The 1508-nt window shown below is 71.3% G+C and carries 1 protein-coding gene and 1 pseudogene; both read left to right on the top strand.

The genetic code is table 11. The features are described from left to right. Positions 1–812: pseudogene (locus PLL68_RS15085) on the top strand (DNA-binding protein); the annotation flags it as partial. After that, positions 812–1508 (top strand): class I SAM-dependent RNA methyltransferase (locus tag PLL68_RS15090; RefSeq protein ID WP_324535501.1); only part of this gene is annotated, 697 nt, incomplete at its 3' end. The pseudogene PLL68_RS15085 and the gene PLL68_RS15090, both read left to right, overlap by 1 nt.

A 1508-nucleotide genomic window follows, 5' to 3' on the forward strand; every position in this document is an offset into this window, starting at 1 on the left:
TCACCGCCCTCATCCAGCTCTACATCGTCGGGGTGTTCGTGTCGTTCACCCTGTCCCAGATCGGGATGGTGCGGCACTGGACCCGTCACCTTCGCCTGGAGCGCAACGCGGCCGAGCGCGGTCGGATGATGCGCAGCCGGGTCATCAACGGTGTCGGCGCCGCGATGTCCGGCGTCGTGCTGCTCGTCGTGCTCGCGACGAAGTTCGTGCACGGCGCGGGCTATGCCATCGCCGCGATGGCGGTTCTCTACGTGCTGATGACCCGCATCCGCCGCCACTACGACCACGTACGGGACGAGTTGGCCGTTCGCGAGGACGACACCAAGGCTCAGATGCTGCCGTCTCGGGTGCACGCCATCGTGCTCGTCTCCAAGATCCACAAGCCCACCCTGCGGGCCGTCGCCTACGCCCGGGCCACCCGGCCGACGATCCTCGAGGCCCTGACCGTCGACGTCGACCCCGACGAGACGAAGGCGCTGCAGGCCGAGTGGGTTCGCCGTGACATCCCGGTGCCGCTGAAGGCCCTCGACAGCCCGTTCCGCGAGATCACCCGACCCGTCGTGGACTACGTCAAGTCGATTCGCTCGGGCAACCCGCGTGACCTCGTCGTCGTCTACATCCCGCAGTACGTCGTCGGGCACTGGTGGGAGCAGATCCTGCACAACCAGAGCGCCCTGCGACTGCGCTCGCGCCTGCTGTTCACGCCGGGCGTCATGGTGTCGTCGGTGCCGTGGCAGCTGGCGTCGTCGGAGGGCATGGAGGAGCGCCTCGACGGCCCGGTCGCGGGCGATGTGCGCCGAGGTGAGGGCTGATGGCTGGACGCGAAACCCCGCACGCGAGCAGCCTCGCCGTCGGGGACGAGGTCGAGGTCGACGTCACGACGATCGCCCACGGCGGCCACTGCATCGCCCGCCACGAGGGGCAGGTGCTGTTCGTGCGGCACGCCCTGCCCGGCGAGCGGGTGCTCGCCCGGGTGACCGAGACGGGTGCCGGGGAGCGTTTCGTTCGGGCGGATGCCGTCGCGATGCTCTCGGCGTCACCGGACCGCGTCACGCCCCCGTGCCCGTGGTCGGGGCCGGGCCGCTGCGGTGGGTGCGACCTCCAGCACGTGTCGCTCCCGCGGCAGCGCCTGCTCAAGGCCGACGTGGTGCGCGAGCAGTTCGCCAGGCTGGCCCGCCTCGACGTCGACGTCACGGTCGAGCCCGTGCCCGGGGACGACGGTGGCCTGGACTGGCGCACCCGCGTCGAGTTCGCGATCGGGGCTGACGGCCGCGCAGGGCTGCGCCGCCACCGCTCGCACGAGATCGTCGCCGTCGACCACTGCCGCATCGCCGCGCCGGGGGTCGATCGTCTGCGGGTGACCGGACGCACGTGGCCGGGCACGGACGCCGTGGATGCCGTTGCGCCGTCGGTGGGAGATGCCGTCGCAGTCGTCATCCCAGGCGGGGAGGTGCCGCTCGTGCGCGAGCGGGTCGTGCTCGGTGACAGTGGTGAGCGTGAGTTCACCC

This window comes from Ornithinibacter sp. (genome assembly GCF_035443565.1).
GTDB lineage: Bacteria > Actinomycetota > Actinomycetes > Actinomycetales > Dermatophilaceae > Fodinibacter.